Genomic DNA, 17,058 nt, shown 5'->3' on the forward strand with positions numbered 1-17,058 from the left:
TGAACGCCAGTTTCAACGTTCACACCGATCCACTGTAGGAGCCGGCTTGCCGGCGATGACGTCCGCATGATCGATGCAAATCCAAGGGCCCCATCGCCAGCAAGCCGGCTCCTACAACGGGGTGTGTTTCAAGTGTTGAGTTCCGGTCGATCCCGAAATTGCTCCAGCGCTTCGGGATTGGCCAGCGCGTCGGTGTTTTTCACCGGCTGGCCATGCACCACATTCCTCACCGCCAACTCGACCACTTTGCCGCTGATGGTGCGCGGAATGTCCGTCACCGCGACAATCTTCGCCGGTACGTGACGTGGCGTGGTGTTGGCGCGGATGACCTGGCGGATCTGCTGTTGCAGCGCCTCGTCCAGTTCGACGCCCTCGACCAGTCGCACGAACAGCACGACTCGCACGTCGTCTTGCCATTGCTGACCGATGGCCACGCTGTCGGTGACTTGCGGGACTTTCTCCACCTGACGGTAAATTTCCGCCGTGCCGATGCGCACGCCGCCGGGGTTGAGCACCGCGTCCGAGCGCCCATGAATCATCATCGCGCCGTGAGCCAATTGTTCGGCGTAGTCGCCCTGGGCCCAGACGCCGGGGAACAGGCTGAAATAAGACGCGCGCAGTTTTTCCCCGGTCGGGTCGTTCCACAGGCCGACGGGCATGGCCGGAAAGTGTCGGGTGCAGACCAGTTCACCTTTTTCGCCAATCACCGCGCGGCCGGCATCGTTCCAGACTTCGACCGCCATCCCCAGGCTCTTGCCCTGGATTTCGCCGCGACGCACCGCCAGCAGCGGATTGCCATTCACGAAGCACGAAACGATATCGGTACCGCCGGACATCGACGCCAGGCACAGGTCGGCCTTGAGGTCACGGTAGACGTAGTCGTAGCTTTGCGGCGATAGCGCAGAACCGGTGCACAACAAGGTTTTCAGCGTGCCGAGATCATGGCTTTGCCGAGGCTTCACGCCGTTGCTTTCCAGGGTCGCGAGGTACTTGGGACTGGTGCCGAACACGCTGATGCGCTCGTCGTCGATCAGGTCGATCAAGCGCTCCGGGCCGGGATGAAATGGCGAGCCGTCGTACAGCACCACGGCGCTGCCGACGGCCAGGGCCGACACCAGCCAGTTCCACATCATCCAGCCGCAAGTGGTGTAGTAAAACAAGCGGTCGCCGGGCCCGAGGTCGCAATGCAGGCCGTGTTCCTTGACGTGCTGCAACAGCACGCCGCCGGTGCTGTGGATGATGCATTTGGGCACGCCGGTGGTGCCGCTGGAATAGAGGATGTACAGCGGATGGGCGAAAGGCACGGCAACAAAATCCGGCTCGCCGCCCGGTTCGTAGAACGCATCCCAAAGCGTCACGCCTGCGTGGGTGCGGAAGTCTTTGATGTGCGTCTGGGGTCGTGCGTAAGGCACCACGATCAGCTGTTGCAGCGACGGCAGGCGTTCAAGGATTTCGTTGACCTTGGCGCTTTGGTCGATGTCTTTGCCGGCATAACGGTAACCGGCGCAGGTGATCAGCACTTTCGGTTCGATCTGGCCGAAGCGGTCGATGACGCCCTGGGTGCCGAAGTCCGGCGACGAACAGGACCAGATCGCCCCGAGGCTGGTGGTGGCGAGCATGGCGACCAGGGTTTGCCAGGTGTTCGGCATGCACGCGGCGACGCGGTCGCCAAGGCCGACACCGACGGCGATCAAGCTGTTTTGAAAACCGGCGACATGCTCGGCCAGTTCGGCCCAAGTCAATTGTTCGCGCTGGCCGTTTTCACCGATCGCAATGACGGCGACGGCATCGTCACGACGGCGCAGCAGGTGTTCGGCAAAGTTCAGGGTGGCGCCGGGAAACCACTGGGCGCTGGGCATGTGATCGCCTTCGATCAGCACGGCATCCGGTTGCGTATGGAAACGGATGTCGAAGAAGTCGACGATGGCTTGCCAGAAATCGACCCGTTGATCGATGGACCATTGGTGCAGGGCGGCGTAGTCGGCAATGTCGAGGTGGTGGCGCTGATTGATGGAGCGCCGGAAGGCGTCCATGCGGGTCTTGGCGATGCGTTTGGCGTCAGGTTGCCAGAGGATGTCGGACATTTTTTGCCTCTTCTTTTTCTATTTCGAGATCCAATCGCCGGCAAGCCGGCTCCTACAGGTTATCGGTGTTTTCATGAACGACGCACGACCTGTAGGAGCGAGGCTTGCCCGCGAAGAACGATAACGCGGTCTATCGCCCAATCACTGCGCCAACCACCCACCATCTATATTCCACGCCGCGCCCCGCACCTGGCTGCCGGCCTCACTGCACAAAAACAGCACCAGTTCACCCAGCTGAGGCGGCGTAACGAACTCCAGCGACGGCTGCTTCTCGGCCAGCAAATCGTGCTGCGCCTGCTGCGGATCAACCCCTTTGGCGATGCGGTCGTCAATCTGCTTCTGCACCAACGGCGTCAATACCCAGCCTGGACAGATGGCGTTGCAGGTGACGTTGGTCGTGGCGGTTTCCAGGCCGACCACCTTGGTCAAACCGATCACCCCATGCTTGGCCGCGACGTAAGCCGCCTTGCCCACCGAACCGACCTGGCCATGCACCGAAGCGATATTGATAACCCGTCCCCAACCCTTGGCGCGCATGCCCGGCAAGCTCAAACGGGTGCTGTGAAACACCGACGACAGGTTGATCGCAATGATCGAATCCCAACGCTCCACGGGAAAATCTTCCACCGACGCCACGTGCTGAATGCCGGCGTTGTTGACCAGAATGTCCACGCCGCCGAACTCGCGCTCGGCGTAGGCGATCATGTCGGCAATCTGCGCCGGGTCGCTGACATCGGCGGGGTGATGACCGACCTTGCCGCCGAACTGTTCAACCTCGGCAATCACTGTGGAGGCATCGCCGAAACCGTTGAGAATCAGGTTGGCGCCAGCCTTGGCCAGGCTGAGGGCGATGCCCAGGCCGATGCCGCTGGTGGAACCGGTGACCAGTGCGGTCTTGCCTGAAAGAGTCGTCATGAATACCTCACACAATGCCAGTGGCGTAGAAAGTACCGATCACCACAAAAACCGCCAGGGTCTTGATCAGCGTAATACAGAAAATGTCTTTGTAGGCTTCGCGGTGGGTCAGGCCGGTCACCGCCAGCAAGGTGATGACCGCGCCGTTGTGCGGCAGGGTGTCCATGCCGCCACTGGCCATCGCGGCGACGCGGTGCAGCACTTCCAGGGGAATGTTGGCCGCATGGGCCGCAGCGATGAAGTCATTGGCCATGGCCGCCAGCGCAATGCTCATGCCTCCCGATGCGGAGCCGGTGATACCGGCCAGCAAAGTCACGGTGATCGCTTCGTTGACCAGCGGGTTGGGAATGCTTTTGAGCCAGTCGGCCAGCACCAGAAAGCCTGGCAAGGACGCGATTACCGCACCAAAACCGTATTCGGACGCCGTGTTCATTGCTGCCAGCAATGAACCGCTGACTGCACTTCTGCTGCCTTCAGCCAACTTGCCGCGAATCGCCTGGAAGCCGAACACCAACACCATGATGATGCCGACCAGCAAGGCAGCCTGAACTGCCCAGATCGCCGTGAGTTTGGCGACATCGGTGGTTACCGGTGCGGCCATGCCTGGCAGCGCGAGGCTGTGGGTCTTGCCGTACCACTGGGGAATCCACTGGGTAAACAACAGGTTCATGATGCCGACGGCCAACAGCGGCGACAGCGCGATCCATGGATTCGGCAGTTTGATATCGGCAGCGGTTTCCGGCTCGTTGCGCAGGTCGGTGCCGTAGCCTTCGCCCGAAATCTGAGCCTTGTTGCGCTGGCGCTGCAGAAACGCCATGCCGGCGCAGACCACGAAGATTGCGCCGATCAAACCCAGCCACGGCGCCGCCCACGCGGTGGTGTTGAAGAAGGTGCTGGGGATGATGTTCTGGATTTGCGGGGTGCCGGGCAGGGCGTCCATGGTGAACGAGAAGGCGCCGAGGGCGATGGTCGCCGGGATCAGGCGCTTGGGAATATTGCTCTGGCGGAACATCTCGGCCGCGAACGGGTAGACCGCAAACACCACCACAAACAGCGACACGCCGCCGTAAGTGAGCAGGGCGCAAACCAGCACGATCACCAGCATCGCCTGACGGGTGCCGAGCAGGCGAATCGCCGCCGCAACGATGGAGCGCGAAAAACCCGACAGCTCAATCAGCTTGCCGAACACGGCGCCGAGCAGGAACACCGGGAAATACAGTTTGATGAAGCCGACCATTTTCTCCATGAACACCCCGGTGAAAGCAGGGGCGACGGCGGAAGGGTCGGTGAGCAGGACGGCGCCGAGGGCGGCAATCGGGGCAAAAAGGATAACGCTGTAGCCACGGTAGGCCGCGAGCATCAGCAGCGCGAGGGCTGCCAAGGCAATGATCACACTCATGGTGTGTCTCCTGGATTGTTATTTTTGTGGGGTGAAACGGTGTGGGGGAGGGCTTTAGCGAGATTTGTGCCAAGGTGGCAACATATTGAAATATAAGGATATTTATTGTTTTTTCAGAGGCGGATGAGCGTATTTGTCTCTGTTTTGAGATTTTTTGTGATGTCGAGGGCCTCATCGCCGGCAAGCCGGCTCCTACAGGGTGCGTGTTGTGAATGCGATCTCCTGTAGGAGCCGGCTTGCCGGCGATGAGCGCGCAGCGCTCCGAGGGAGTGTCTAACAATGGAGATACATGTCTCTTTATTGAGACTCTGCAATCCCCAACGCCACCATCTTCTTGTACAACGTCGACCGCCCAAGCCCCAGCCGCGCCGCCGCCTCAATCACTTTTCCACCGCATTGCGCGAGGGCCGATTCAATCAACTGCCGGTCAAACCGTTCACGTGCCTCACTGAACGTCTCGTGTGCCACCGACTCAACCTTTAAAGGCGCCACACGCTCCACCGGTGTAAACGTACCAATCGCCGCGCGGATATCGGTCGCGTTCAGCATCAGATCGTCACTGAGCAATGCCGCCCGTTCCAGCACGTTGCGCAACTCGCGAATGTTCCCTGGCCAGGCGTGTCGGGCCAGCAACTCCAGCGCTTCGCGGTTCAGCTCGTGCTGACTGCGCAGTTCTTCAAGAATGGCCTCGCTCAAGGCCGGCAAATCATCGAGACGATCACGCAGCGGCGGCACCTGGATCGGCAGCACATTGAGGCGGTAATACAAATCGGCGCGAAACTCGCCGCGTTTGATCGCCGCTTCAAGGTCGGTGGAGGTCGCGGCGATCACCCGCACATCGCTCTGAATCACTTCGTTGGACCCGACCGGTTCGAATTCCTTTTCCTGCAACACCCGCAGCAGCTTGCTTTGCAGCGGCAGCGGCATGTCGCCGATTTCATCGAGAAACAGCGTACCGCCCTGAGCAATCTGCAACTTGCCGACGCGACCCTTGCGATCGGCGCCGGTAAACGCGCCGGGGGCGGTGCCGAAAAATTCGGCCTCAAGCAGCGCCTCGGGAATCGCTGCGCTGTTGATGCTGACGAAAGCCTTGTGCGCACGGGGTGATGCGCCATGAATCGCCTGCGCCAGCAGTTCTTTGCCGGTGCCGGTTTCGCCGAGCAGCAAAACGGGGGAATCAGCACTGGCACTGCGTCGGGCGCGGCGTTTGACTTCGAGGCTGGCCGCGCTGGTGCCGATAAAATGCGCGAAGTTGTACTTGGTCTGCCGCGCCCGCAGCAGCGAGCGGGTGGAGGCCAGTTCTTCCTGCATGCTCATGTAGCGTTTGAGCATCGGGGACAGGCTGCGCAACTCATCGAACAACGCAAAACCGATGGCGCCGATCACCACGCCGGCGTCGTCGTGGATCGGCAGGCGCATCACCACCAACGGTTCTTTGGGGGTGTCCTGCATGTCGAGCAGAATCGGTCGGCCGGTGCGCACCACTTCCCGCAGCAGGCTGCCGGGGATCACACTTTCGCAGGCCTTGCCGATGGCCACTTGCGCCGAATCCAGACCGAAGCGTCGGGCATAACGTTCGTTCATCCAGACGATGTTCGCGTCGCGATCGACAATCACCGTGCCTTCACTGGACTGCTCGATGATCTCGAACAGCGAACGGATCGCCAACAGACGAACGCGCTGGTAATCCTTGAGGCTTTCGGTGGTGTTCATAGTGCAGATCCTGATTGTGTATTGCTTGGTCCGGCCTCTTCGCGGGCAAGCCTCGCTCCTACAGGGGATCGCGTTCACCTGTAGGAGCGAGGCTTGCCCGCGAAGGCAGCGACGCGATTTTATGCCTGCTGCAGATGCGCCGCCGCCAACAGCTCTTTGGTGTACGGATGCTGCGGTGAATCAAACACGTCGTGGCTGGCGCCGCTTTCCACCACTTTGCCGTCCTTGATCACGATCATGTCGTGGGCCAGGGCGCGCACCACCGCCAGGTCGTGGCTGATAAACAGATACGTCAGGCCGTGTTTTTCCTGAAGCTGGCGCAGCAGTGCGACCACTTGTTTCTGCACGGTGCGGTCCAGCGCCGAGGTCGGTTCGTCCAGCAGGATCAGCGCGGGCTTCAGCACCAGCGCCCTGGCGATGGCGATGCGTTGGCGCTGGCCGCCGGAGAATTCGTGGGGGTAGCGATGGCGGCTTTGCGGGTCGAGGCCGACTTCCTGCAAGGCCCGAATCACTTCGGCCTTGCATTCGTCCGCCGTCAACTGGCTGTGCACTTCCAGGCCTTCACTGATGATTTGTGCCACGGACATCCGTGGGCTGAGGCTGCCGAAAGGGTCCTGGAACACCACCTGCATTTTCTTGCGCCATGGCCGCAGTTGCTTTTGCGTCAGGCCGTCCAGCGCCGCGCCCTGAAAGCGAATGCTGCCTTCGGAGTCGAGCAGGCGCAGGATCGCCTGGCCCAGTGTCGACTTGCCCGAGCCGGACTCACCCACAATGCCCAATGTCTTGCCCCGCTGGACATTCAGGCTGATGCCGTCCACGGCATGCAAGTACGTTTTGCGCTGAAACAGCCCGCCACCGAGGGGGAAGCGCACGCAAAGATTGTCCACTTCCAGAACGTTCTCGCGCTCGTCACGGGGCAGCGCCTGGCCTTCCGGTTCGGCGTTCAGCAGTACGCAGCTGTAGGGATGTTTCGGCTCGGTGAACAGCGTTTCGCACGGCGCCTGTTCGACGATTTCCCCGGCCTTCATCACGCACACACGCTGAGCGATGCTGCGCACCAGATTGAGGTCATGGCTGATCAGCAGCAATGACATGCCGAGCCGCTGTTGCAGGGACTTGAGCAGGATCAGGATCTTGCGCTGCACCGTAACGTCGAGCGCAGTAGTGGGCTCGTCGGCGATCAGCAACTCCGGCTCGCAGGCCAGCGCCATGGCGATCATCACCCGTTGCCGCTGGCCGCCGGACAGTTGATGCGGATACGCCTTGAGCCGCTCTTTGGGCTTCTGGATGCCCACGAGGTGCAGCAGCTCCAGAATCCGCGCCTGCGCAGCTTTGCCGGTCAGGCCCTTGTGCAGCAGCAGGGTTTCACCGATCTGCTTTTCAATGCTGTGCAGCGGATTGAGCGAGGTCATCGGCTCCTGGAAGATCATGGCGATGCGGTTGCCCCGCAACTCTCGCAAAACCCTGGACGAAGCGCCGAGCAACTCCTTGCCGCGATAGCGGATGCTGCCGCTGGTTTCGGTGCCGGTCTCGGGCAGCAGTTGCAGGATCGAGTGCGCGGTCACCGATTTGCCGGAACCCGACTCACCCACCAGCGCCAGGCATTCACCGGGGCGGATGTCCAGACACAGGTTGCGCACCACGGTCTGGCCGCTGAAGGCCACGCAGAGGTCACGGATTTCGATCAGGTTGTTACTCATATCAACAGTCCGCGTCAGGATCGAGGGTCAAAGGCATCTCGCAACGCCTCGCCGATAAACACCAGTAAAGACAGGATCAACGCCAGGGTAAAAAACGCGGTCAGCCCCAGCCACGGCGCTTGCAGATTCTGCTTGCCCTGACCGATCAACTCGCCCAGCGAGGCACTGCCGGCCGGCATGCCGAAACCGAGGAAGTCCAGCGCGGTGAGCGTCGAAATAGCCCCGGTCAAAATGAACGGCAGGTAGCTCAGCGTCGCGTTCATCGCGTTGGGCAGGATGTGCCGCACGATGACTTTGCGGTCGGTCAGACCCAGTGCCCGCGCAGCCTTGACGTATTCGAGGTTGCGCCCGCGCAGGAACTCGGCACGCACCACGTCCACCAGTGCCAGCCAGGAAAACAACGCCATGATCCCCAGCAGCCACCAGAAATTCGGCTCGACAAACCCCGACAGAATGATCAGCAGGTACAGCACCGGCAGACCCGACCAGACCTCCTGCAAACGCTGGCCGATCAGGTCAACCCAGCCGCCGTAATAGCCTTGCAGCGCGCCGGCGGCGATGCCGATCAGTGCGCTGACAAAGGTCAGCATCAGTGCAAACAGAATCGACACCCGCGCGCCGAAAATCACCCGTGCCAGCACGTCGCGAGCCTGGTCGTCGGTGCCCAGCCAATTCACATTCGACGGTGGACTTGGTGCCGGTTTGTTCAGGTCGTAGTTAGGCGTGTCGTCGCTGAACGGGATCGGCGGAAACAGCAGCCATCCGCCGTCCTTTTTAATCAGCTTCTGTACATAGTCACTGCGGTAATCCGCCTGGAACGGCAGTTGCCCGCCGAACGCCTGCTCGGTGTAGCGCTTGAACGCCGGGAAGTACAACGAGCCCTGATAACTGACCACCAGCGGTTTGTCGTTGGCGATCAGCTCGCCACCGAGGGTCAGCAAAAACAGGCCGACAAATAGCCACAGCGACCACCAGCCACGGCGGTTTTTCTTGAATCGGTCGAAACGGCGGCGCGCCAACGGCGAAAGCTTGAACATCAGGCATTCCTCGCGGCGAAGTCGATACGCGGGTCGACCAGGGTGTAGCACAGGTCGCCGACCAGTTTTATCAGGAGGCCGAACAGCGTGAAGATGAACAGCGAACCGAACACCACCGGATAATCCCGCGACACTGCGGCTTCATAGCTCATGCGGCCCAGGCCATCGAGGGAGAAGATCACCTCGATCAACAACGAGCCGGCGAAAAATACGCTGATGAACGCCTGAGGTATGCCCGACACCACCAGCAGCATGGCATTGCGGAACACGTGGCCGTACAGCACGCGACGTTCGCTCATGCCTTTGGCGCGCGCCGTGACCACGTACTGACGGGTGATTTCATTGAGGAAGGAGTTTTTGGTCAGGATCGTCAATGTGGCAAATCCACCGATGACCAGCGCCGTGACCGGCAACACCAGGTGCCAGAAATAGTCGGCGATCTTGCCCACGGTGGACAGCGAGTCGAAATTGTCCGAGACCAGGCCGCGCACCGGAAACCAGTTCAGCGACGTGCCGCCGGCGAACACCACGATCAGGAACATCGCAAACAGGAACGCCGGCATCGCGTAGCCAATGATGATCGCGGTGCTGCTCCAGATATCGAATTGGCTGCCGTGGTGCACGGCTTTGCGGATGCCCAGCGGGATCGACACCAGATAGGTGATCAGCGTAGCCCAGAGCCCGAGGGAAATGGTCACCGGCATTTTTTCGAGGATCAGGTCGGTGACCGTGGCGCCGCGGAAAAAGCTTTTGCCGAAGTCCAGTCGCGCGTAACTGGTGAGCATCAACCACAGGCGTTCATGGGCCGGTTTGTCGAAGCCGTATTGTTTTTCGATTTCCTTGATCAGTTGCGGGTCGAGGCCGCGACTGGCTCGCGAACTGCCGCTCATGACCTCGCCGGAGCCGCCGCCGACGCTGGCGCCGCCGATGCCTTGCAGGTGCGCGATCGCCTGTTCGACCGGGCCGCCTGGCGCGGCCTGAACGATGACGAAGTTGACCAGCAGAATGATCACCAGGGTCGGAATGATCAGCAGCAGGCGCCGCAGAATATAAGCCCACATCAGTGCGGCCCTCCGGGTTTGCCGCGCTTGATCAGTTCGGCGGTCATCTGTTGGTTGGTCAGCGGCGTGGTGCTCACTTCCCACCAGCTCTCGATGGCTTCGTCATTGGCTGCTTGCACGCTGGGAATGCCGAAACGGTTCCACCACACGGTCGAGCTGCCCGGCGGGTAATAGTTGGGAATCCAGTAATAGTTCCATTGCAGTACCCGGTCGAGGGCATGGGCGTAGTGCAACATGTCGGCCTGGGTGGTGGCGCGGACCAGACCGTTGACCAGCGTATCGACCGCCGGGTTCTTCAACACCATGTAGTTGTTGGAGCCCGGATCGTTGGCCGCTGCCGAACCAAAATAGTTATTCAACTCGTTGCCCGGCGACGTGGTGACCGGGTAGCCGGTGACGATCATGTCGTAATCCCGGGACATCAGGCGATTGACGTATTGGGAGGAGTCGATGCGGCGGATGTTCAGGTCGATGCCGATCTGCTTCAGCGTGCGCTTGTAAGGCAACAGCAAACGGTCCATACCGTTCTGACTGACCAGGAAGGTAAAGCTCAGCGGCTGGCCCTCGGCATTCACCAATTGATCGCCATCGGGTTTCCAGCCGGCCTGTTCGAGCAAATCCAGTGCTTGCAGTTGTTTGTCGCGGATCACGCCACTGCCGTCGGTTTTCGGCGCTTCGAAGACTTTGGTGAACACCTCGTCGGGGATCTGCCCGCGCAGCGGTTCGAGAATCGCCAGTTCGGCAGCATCCGGCAGGCTGCGGGCGGCGAGGGCGGAGTTGGAGAAGAAACTCTGCTGGCGGATATACATATCGCGCATCATCTGCCGGTTGCTCCATTCGAAATCCCACAGCATCACCAGTGCCTGGCGGACGCGGCGGTCCTGGAACATCGGGTTCTGCAGATTGAACACAAAGCCCTGGGCCGATTGCGGCGCTTCTCTGGCCAGGTGCGCCTTTTGCAGGCGACCGTCGCTGAGGGCCGGGCTTTCGTAACCGATGGAGTAGGCGGTGGCGGAGAATTCGCGGTTGTAGTCGTAGGCACCACCGCGCAACACCTGACGTGCGACATCGGTATCGCCGAAGTACTCGATGCTGAAGTGATCGAAGTTGTACAGCCCACGGCTGACCGGCAGGTCCTTGCCCCACCAGTCCGGATTGCGTTCGAAGGTGATGCTGCGCCCGGAGTCGACCTTGCCCACCCTGTACGGGCCGCTGCCCAGTGGTGGCTCGTAACCACCACCGCTGGCGAAATCGCGGGTTTTCCACCAGTGCTCGGGAAACACCGGCAAGGTTGCGATGTCGAGGGGCAGGGTACGGTTTTCGTTGCTTTTGAAGTCGAAACGCACCGTCAGCGGGGATTCCACCTCGACGCCTTTGACGTCGGCGAACTGGGTGCGATAACGCAAGCTGCCCTGGGTCATCAGCAGGTCGAAGGTGTAACGCACGTCTTCGGCGGTGATCGGCTTGCCGTCGGCGAAGCGAGCCTTGGGGTTGAGGTAGAAACGCAGCGATAACCCGTCATCCGAACGCTCCATCTTCTGCGCCACCAGACCGTACACGGTGTACGGCTCGTCCTGCGAACGCTGGGCCAGCGGCGAATAGATCAAGCCGTCGATCTGTGTCACGCCGATGCCTTTGTCTATATAAGGCAGGACATGGTCGAAATGCCCGATCTCGATCGCCGAGCGACGCATCGTACCGCCCTTGGGCGCTTGCGGATTGGTGTAGGCAAAATGACTGAAGCCGGCCGGGTACTTGGGCGGTTCGCCGTAGACGGTCAGCGCGTGTTGCGGTGCGGCGTTCACACCGGCGGCGCCCAGTAGCAGGGTCACGGCAGTGAACAACAAAACAGGGAAAGCCAGTCGCATTTTCAGCCTTAGAGCCGGGTGATCGATAACCGCAATTTGTACGCTAGCGGCGCGTCCCTCGCCAGTCGTATCACGTACCCGAAACACGACGGCCCACCAAAAGGCGGGCCGTTGTGCATGAAACTACGCGAATGACTCAGTCCTGACGGCTGGTCACTTCGAGCAAGTGGTAGCCGAACTGGGTCTTGACCGGGCCTTGCACGACGTTGATCGGTGCGCTGAAGACCACGGTGTCGAATTCCTTGACCATCTGGCCCGGACCGAACGAACCCAGGTCACCGCCCTGACGGCTGGACGGGCAAGTGGAGTTGGCTTTGGCAACTTCGGCGAAATCGGCGCCAGCCTCGATTTGGGCTTTGAGTTCGTTGCACTTGTCTTCGCTGGCAACCAGGATGTGACGGGCAGTGGCTTTAGCCATGGAAAAATACTCCTTCTAATGTTCAGTAAAGTGCTCAGCCTACCGGATTCAGTAGGCTATTTCTCCTCAAAGTTCCGCTCGGGTCACAGACCCGCCTTGCGCAGACGTTCGGCATGTTCCACGTACAGGTCAATCGGGTCGATGTCTTTGCGAACCCGACCGACTGTCTGGCTGATGCTGTCCAGGTGGTCCAGCGGATAGTCGGAGCGGATCACCTTGCCCAGATGAGAGCTGAAGCGGCCGACCATGCCGTCGTTTTGCTCAGCCTCGATGGTGAAGTACCTGGCAAAAGCACGGGAGCACCCATTCAGTGGGTCAAGTGCGTTGAGCCCTTCATCGAGGAGGTTGCCCTGCAGGGTTCCGCTCCAGGAATAGTAGCGAACGCCGTTGACCCGCTCGCTGCCCTTGCCGCCCCAGGTTTTCGGCAGTCCTTGAGGGTATTTCTCGTTAAACGCGCTGACGCCTTCGGTGGTCAAGGCATTGAGCGCAGCGATCGCGTTTTGTGGCAGGTGGCGGTCGCCACTCAACAAGGACAGGAAGTCAGCGAACAACGTGGCCACCGTATCGGCGACCTGTTCCGGCAGCTGTCCAGGCGTCAGCGCCTTGCGCAGGAAATCCGCCAGTTCCGAGCCATGGTTGGGCCCGCTAACCGAGGTCACCGACGCAACGATTTGCGGCGCTATCGCTGCGGCATAGCGGGCGGCCAGCGCTCCCTGGCTGTGCCCGATCAGGTTGACCTTGTCTGCACCGGTCCCTTCCAGCACCCGTTCGATCTGTGCCAGAAGCTGGTCACCTCGCGCTTCATTGGTATGGGTAGCCGACAGGTGTGGGATGAACACTCTGGCGCCGGCGCTCCTGAGGGTTTGCTTGATGTCATGGAACAGTTCGAAAGGGCCGATCCGATCGAAACCAAACAGGCCGTGGACCAACAGGATGGGATGGAGGGTGCTTGCATTCCGTTGCATGTTCATACCTTTTCGCGGGAGTTCGTGAGTGTGTCCGGGGCCCACTCTAAAGCACCCGGACGTTTGCGCGATGTATGAAAAAGCCGCTGTGAATGGGGGATAACGGAATAGGGAATGTACGAATATTCGAATCAGCAGGAGGCTCTTTTCCGAATGTCCGGACGTCCTTTAATCGGAGGTAGCGCAGAGTTCTGCAATGACCTACCTCCGGAATGTCATTTGCCTGTCAGCCGCGTGCGGTTCTCAGCTGTTCCGCCGCTGAACGCAACAACGTTTCGGTCCCCTCCCAGCCAAGGCAACCATCCGTCACCGATACACCGTACTGAAGCGACGGACTCAGCGGCTGGCAACCCTCGAACAGGTGACTCTCAATCATCATCCCGATCAGCGAGCGATCACCTTGCAGACGCTGCTCAAGCACATCGTTGAACACCGCCGGTTGACGTAGCGGGTCTTTGCCGCTGTTGGCGTGGCTGCAATCGACCATGATCCGGGCCGGGATCTTCAGTTTGGTCAGGTCGCTGTTCACCTGGGCGACGCTGGCGCGGTCGTAGTTCGGGCCGCGATGACCGCCGCGCAATACCAGGTGAGTGTCAGGGTTGCCGGGCGTCTGGATGATCGCGGGGTGCCCCTGACTGTCGACACCGAAATGCCGATGCGGATGAGCGGCCGAGCGCATGGCGTCACTGGCAACACCGACGCCACCATCGGTGCCGTTTTTGAAGCCGACCGGCATGTTCAGGCCGCTGGCCATTTCCCGGTGGATCTGCGATTCAGTGGTGCGGGCGCCAATGGCGACCCAGCTGAGCAGGTCGTCGAAGTACCCGGCGGCCATCGGTTGCAGCAGTTCGGTGGCAATTGGCAGGCCGAGTCGAAGCATTTCGCGCATCAGCTCCCGTGACAGGGTCAGGCCACCGGCCATGTCGTCGCTGCCGTCCAGGTGCGGATCGTAGGCCAGGCCTTTCCAGCCGACGGTGGTACGGGGTTTTTCGACGTAGGCGCGCATCACCAGCAGCATTTCATCGCTGACGTCGGCGGCGAGGCGGGCGAGGTGACTGGCGTATTCGAGGGCGGACTGCGGATCGTGAATCGAGCAAGGACCGACGATGACGAGCAAACGGGAGTCTTCACCGTTGATAATCGCGCGGACCGCATCGCGGTGGGCGGCGACTTGCCGGGTCAGGGCGTTGCTGAGCGGCAGTTGCTGTTTGAGTTGCAATGAGCTCGGCAGGCGCAAGGTCAGCGCTTCATTGGCAGGGCTCAGGGTGGACAGCGGCAAAGCAGAGACGGACGAGTTCATGTTCAGGCTTCCTGGGCGGGCGGCGGGTTCGTTCCCGCGCGCTCGGCCCTACTGGGGTGTTCGACAATTGGCCGGATTGGCTGCGTGTGTGTGCTTGCCACCTGTGGGTGACCGATCGGAGGCGGCAGGCTGTCCCGAGCGGAGGCTGCTAAATCGCCAGGCGGTAAAACTGTCGTGACGGTAATAAGTGGCGTAGTTCATGTCGTGAATCCTCAAAATGTCTGGTTGTTGCTAAAAAGTGTGGGGGCTGAAAAAACAAAACCCCCGGTCGGGAGGCCGACCGGGGGTTGAGAATTCTCTGGTGGCGACCCGTTTAAAGTGGGCGCCGTGTGGGTATCAGGCGCGCCAGTGGCTAAACCAATACCCAAAATAAAAGCTGACCGAAGCGCAAACGACATTCACCCGGGCAGCCGCAACCGAGCGCGGGGCGCTGGCGGAACGAAGCTGTGAGAGGGCGTTGAACATGGTCTGTCTCCGATGGATGCGCCGAGCTTACTAGAGGCCGGTACACGGATTCAATCAGAAATTGCTATTGGTTGCTGGCGGCGTTTTCTATCGCTTGAGTGCGTCGGCGGTTGTGACACACTCGCCGTTTAAACAAAAACACAACGTCACAAGGACGAACCATGACGACGCTGACCATCGCCGCCGCTCAATCGATCTCCATCGCCGGAGACCTGGCCGCCAATATTGCGTGGCATCAACGCTTCATGCAGGTGGCGGCGGAGCAGGGCGTGCAGTTGCTGGTGTTTCCGGAACTCTCGCTGACCGGGTACGAGCGCGGGCTGGCGGTTGAGTTGGCCATTGCACCGGAGGATTCGGTGCTGCAACCGTTGCGCGATTTTGCGCAGGAAGTCGGCGTAACGACCGTAGTCGGGATGCCTGTTCGTCTGTCGGAGCATTCGCCGGTGTTGATTGGAGCGCTGGTACTGGGCGCCGATGGTTCACTCGGGGTCTACAGCAAGCAGCATCTGCATCCCGGCGAGGAAGTCGCGTTTGCACCGGGCACTGGCGGTTCGCCCCTGACCATCGGCGGAGATACGATAGCCTTGGCGGTGTGCGCCGATTTTTCCCACGCCAGTCATGCGGCCGCAGCGGCGCAACAGGGCGCCGACCTGTATGCCGCAGGCGTGCTGATCACCGAAAATGGTTACGCCCCCGATACTGCGTTGTTGCAAGGCTATGCCGTCAGGCATTCGATGGCGGTGCTGATGGCCAACCATGGCGGTGCGACGGGGGGCTGGGAGTCGGCAGGACGCAGCGCCATCTGGGCGTCGGACGGTTCGCTGATCGCTGCCGCACCTGGCACGGGCAATCTGCTGGTCGTTGCTCGCCGCAATGCTGACAGCTGGACGGGGCGCGTCGTCGCCGTCGCGGAGGCCTGATGGGATTCGAATTACGTCCTGCGACATCGCAAGACCTCGACTTTGCTCGTGAACTGACCTGTAAAACCATGCTCCGCTACTACATTCAGCACGATCTGCTGTGGCAGGACGAGGCTTTTGATGTGGCCTGGGCGGGGCGGGAAAACTGGCTGATCGTCCGTGATGATGTACGGCTGGGTTATGTAAGCCTGAGTCGGGATGCAAGGGCCTTGTATATCCGTGAGTTACACGTGCTCGAAGTGTTCCGGGGGCAGGGCGCCGGTTCCTGGGCGATCGATCAGGTATTGGCAATGGCGTGCAAGGAACGACGCCCGGCATTGCGCCTGACGGTTTTTGAAAATAATCCGGCGAAAGCGTTATACGAGCGAAAGGGCCTGGCAGTGGTCGGCAAAGACGAGTGTTTCCTGAGAATGCAGCGCGATGTCGATGCCTCGTATCGCTGAAACACGCATGAGACAAGCCTTTCAAGATGTATTGAAACTTTTTATATGACGCTTGCCGCTAGGTCTGCCAGTTGCTTTTTGCTAAGGTGTCGGCAACTCAATAAGACCATATCGCGAGGTGTCTGCTTGATTAGGGTGCTAGTAGTCGATGACCATGATCTCGTTCGTACAGGCATTACACGAATGCTGGCTGACATCGATGGCCTGCAAGTAGTCGGCCAGGCTGAGTCCGGGGAAGAATCCCTGCTCAAGGCGCGTGAGTTGAAACCCGATGTGGTGCTGATGGACGTCAAGATGCCGGGTATCGGTGGTCTTGAAGCCACGCGCAAATTGTTGCGCAGTCATCCGGATATCAAGGTCGTCGCGGTCACCGTGTGCGAGGAAGATCCGTTTCCTACACGTTTGTTGCAGGCCGGGGCCGCGGGCTACCTGACCAAGGGCGCCGGGTTGCCGGAAATGGTCCAGGCCATCCGTCTGGTGTTTGCCGGGCAACGCTACATCAGCCCGCAGATTGCCCAGCATCTGGCGATCAAATCCTTTCAGCCGACCAACGATTCGCCCTTCGACGCACTGTCGGAGCGGGAAATCCAGATCGCGCTGATGATTGTCGGCTGCCAGAAGGTCCAGATCATTTCCGACAAACTGTGCCTGTCGCCCAAAACCGTGAACACCTACCGTTACCGAATTTTCGAAAAGCTTTCGATCAGCAGCGATGTCGAATTGACGCTGTTGGCAGTTCGTCACGGCATGGTTGATGCCAGCCTCTGAAA

Annotated in this window: 14 protein-coding genes; 3 read left to right on the forward strand and 11 right to left on the reverse strand. The window is 60.4% G+C overall.

The annotated features are described in order from the left end of the window. Positions 1–128: 128 nt before the first annotated feature. The 11 genes from KGB25_RS16090 to KGB25_RS16140 all read right to left on the reverse strand — a co-directional run bounded on the left by KGB25_RS16090 (position 129) and on the right by KGB25_RS16140 (position 14,460). The gene (locus tag KGB25_RS16090) at positions 129–2,084 is read right to left on the reverse strand and encodes an acetoacetate--CoA ligase (protein ID WP_223435690.1); all 1,956 of its coding nucleotides are present in this window, start codon (positions 2,082–2,084) and stop codon (positions 129–131) included. A gap of 141 nt (positions 2,085–2,225) precedes the next feature. After that, positions 2,226–2,999, reverse strand: a complete 774-nt coding sequence (hbdH, locus tag KGB25_RS16095; protein ID WP_008033792.1) for a 3-hydroxybutyrate dehydrogenase — start codon at positions 2,997–2,999, stop codon at positions 2,226–2,228. Positions 3,000–3,006: 7 nt separating this feature from the next. After that, the gene (locus KGB25_RS16100) at positions 3,007–4,398 is read right to left on the reverse strand and encodes a GntP family permease (protein ID WP_008037115.1); all 1,392 of its coding nucleotides are present in this window, start codon (positions 4,396–4,398) and stop codon (positions 3,007–3,009) included. Positions 4,399–4,695: 297 nt separating this feature from the next. Next, positions 4,696–6,111: a sigma-54 interaction domain-containing protein gene (locus tag KGB25_RS16105; RefSeq protein WP_008033794.1), complete on the reverse strand. Its 1,416-nt coding sequence runs from the start codon at positions 6,109–6,111 to the stop codon at positions 4,696–4,698. Between the two features lie 119 nt (positions 6,112–6,230). Continuing rightward, positions 6,231–7,811, reverse strand: coding sequence for an ABC transporter ATP-binding protein (locus tag KGB25_RS16110; RefSeq protein WP_223435693.1), 1,581 nt, complete (start codon positions 7,809–7,811; stop codon positions 6,231–6,233). Between the two features lie 14 nt (positions 7,812–7,825). Next, positions 7,826–8,848, reverse strand: a complete 1,023-nt coding sequence (locus KGB25_RS16115; protein ID WP_008037110.1) for an ABC transporter permease — start codon at positions 8,846–8,848, stop codon at positions 7,826–7,828. Continuing rightward, positions 8,848–9,909: a microcin C ABC transporter permease YejB gene (locus tag KGB25_RS16120; protein WP_008029533.1), complete on the reverse strand. Its 1,062-nt coding sequence runs from the start codon at positions 9,907–9,909 to the stop codon at positions 8,848–8,850. Before KGB25_RS16120 ends, KGB25_RS16115 begins: the two co-directional genes overlap by 1 nt. Beyond that, positions 9,909–11,777, reverse strand: coding sequence for an extracellular solute-binding protein (locus KGB25_RS16125; RefSeq protein WP_223435695.1), 1,869 nt, complete (start codon positions 11,775–11,777; stop codon positions 9,909–9,911). Before KGB25_RS16125 ends, KGB25_RS16120 begins: the two co-directional genes overlap by 1 nt. A gap of 136 nt (positions 11,778–11,913) precedes the next feature. Further along, the gene (locus KGB25_RS16130) at positions 11,914–12,195 is read right to left on the reverse strand and encodes a peptidylprolyl isomerase (RefSeq protein WP_008029538.1); all 282 of its coding nucleotides are present in this window, start codon (positions 12,193–12,195) and stop codon (positions 11,914–11,916) included. A gap of 83 nt (positions 12,196–12,278) precedes the next feature. After that, a complete protein-coding gene (locus KGB25_RS16135; protein ID WP_223435702.1) occupies positions 12,279–13,160 on the reverse strand; it encodes an esterase/lipase family protein in 882 nt (293 codons plus the stop codon). A gap of 226 nt (positions 13,161–13,386) precedes the next feature. Then, positions 13,387–14,460 carry a 3-deoxy-7-phosphoheptulonate synthase gene (locus KGB25_RS16140; protein ID WP_223435708.1) on the reverse strand — a complete coding sequence of 358 codons (1,074 nt, stop codon included), beginning with the start codon at positions 14,458–14,460 and terminating at the stop codon, positions 13,387–13,389. Positions 14,461–15,086: 626 nt separating this feature from the next. On the opposite strand from KGB25_RS16140, the gene KGB25_RS16145 reads away from it, so the two are divergent. The 3 genes from KGB25_RS16145 to uvrY all read left to right on the forward strand — a co-directional run bounded on the left by KGB25_RS16145 (position 15,087) and on the right by uvrY (position 17,056). Next, entirely contained in the window at positions 15,087–15,845 is a 759-nt protein-coding gene (locus KGB25_RS16145) for a carbon-nitrogen hydrolase family protein (RefSeq protein ID WP_223435711.1), read from the forward strand. Beyond that, entirely contained in the window at positions 15,845–16,288 is a 444-nt protein-coding gene (locus KGB25_RS16150) for a GNAT family N-acetyltransferase (protein ID WP_223435713.1), read from the forward strand. Before KGB25_RS16145 ends, KGB25_RS16150 begins: the two co-directional genes overlap by 1 nt. Positions 16,289–16,414: 126 nt before the next feature. After that, positions 16,415–17,056: a UvrY/SirA/GacA family response regulator transcription factor gene (gene uvrY / locus KGB25_RS16155; RefSeq protein ID WP_223435722.1), complete on the forward strand. Its 642-nt coding sequence runs from the start codon at positions 16,415–16,417 to the stop codon at positions 17,054–17,056. The last annotated feature ends 2 nt before the right edge of the window (positions 17,057–17,058 follow it).

Origin of the sequence: Pseudomonas sp. BF-RE-21 (assembly GCF_019947305.1) — a bacterium.
In the GTDB taxonomy this organism is placed as follows: domain Bacteria; phylum Pseudomonadota; class Gammaproteobacteria; order Pseudomonadales; family Pseudomonadaceae; genus Aquipseudomonas; species Aquipseudomonas migulae.